Below are 1234 nucleotides of genomic sequence, written 5' to 3' on the forward strand. Positions count from 1 at the left end.
TGCCCCGTGGTGCAACGGCTTTTGAGGGCGCAGGCCTTGCAGGCGTTCGTCCAATAGCGCCGCATCTGGAGGCCCTGCTGTTCGGTCGTGGTGCGATGCGTCAGCGCCTGTCCCGCCGGGCAGCGATAGACATCGGCGTCATGGTCATAGGCGAAGTCGGCCTTCACGAAATGGCCCTTCGACCGGGCGCCGGATGTGTCTGATCGGGGGACGGTCGCGGTGATGCCGGCTTTGTGGCAGGCAAGGATTTCGAGCGCGCTGAAATAGCCTTTGTCGGCCAGAATCTGCATATCGTCGCGCTGCAATGCGACTTTCGCCTGTATGGCCATTTTGGTCAGCAGATCCCGGTCATGCCCCTGATTGGTGACCTCATGCGCGACGATCAGATGGGTTTCGGCATCGACAACGCTCTGGACGTTGTAGCCGACATGCCCGCTGTGCTGCGCGCGTGTCGCCATGGCCCGCGCGTCGGGGTCGGTCAGCGATATCTGCCCGTCAGGGGCATCGGCCAGCGTCTCGTCAATGGCGAGCAGACGTTCGATCTCTTGGCGGATGCGGCGATATCGGCAGGTCAGATGCGCCACCCGCTCGGCGCGTGCCGCGCCGGTTTCCTGACGGTCAATCCTGTCGGCCTCTTCGATGTAGCGGCCGACCTCGGCCTCCAGATGCGCAAGGCGGCTGGCGATCTTGCCCTTGGTGAAGTTCCGGTCGCGATTGTTGACCGCTTTCAACTTGCTGCCATCGACGGCCACGACCTCGCCCTTTAGAACGCCGATCCGGCGGCACAATTCAACGAATTTTGCGCAGGTCTTTCGAATGGCCGGACCGTTCTGCCGCCGGAACTCCGCGATGGTCTTGTGATCGGGAACCAGCCGCCCGGTCAGCCACATCACCTCGACATTGCGCCCAGCCTCGCATTCCAGGCGGCGGCTGGAGGGGATCCGGTTCAGGTAACCGTAGATGAACAGCTTGAGCAGCACAGCCGGATGATACCCCGGTCGCCCCGTGCGCGCAGCGGCATGGCGATCAAACCCAAGCGCGCCCAGATCCAGCTGGTCAACGAACAGATCAACCACGCGCACAAGGTGATCTTCCCCGATCCAGTCATCCAACCGCTCTGGGAAAAGCGTCGTCTGATCCCGGCTGACACCTTCGATGAAACCTGCCATGCAAAGCCTCCAAATCATGGGTAAGCATAGCATAAATCAGAGTTTTTACACAGCCTCGGCGGAAA

1 protein-coding gene is annotated in these 1234 nt (G+C 61.7%); it reads right to left on the reverse strand.

Features of this window, described 5'->3' with window-relative positions:
- Positions 1-1169, reverse strand: a 1169-nt coding sequence (locus tag EG885_RS22285) for an IS1182 family transposase (RefSeq protein WP_131579055.1), incomplete at its 3' end; no start/stop codon positions are given.
- Positions 1170-1234: the final 65 nt, after the last annotated feature.

This window comes from Paracoccus nototheniae, from assembly GCF_004335005.1.
Lineage (GTDB): Bacteria > Pseudomonadota > Alphaproteobacteria > Rhodobacterales > Rhodobacteraceae > Paracoccus > Paracoccus nototheniae.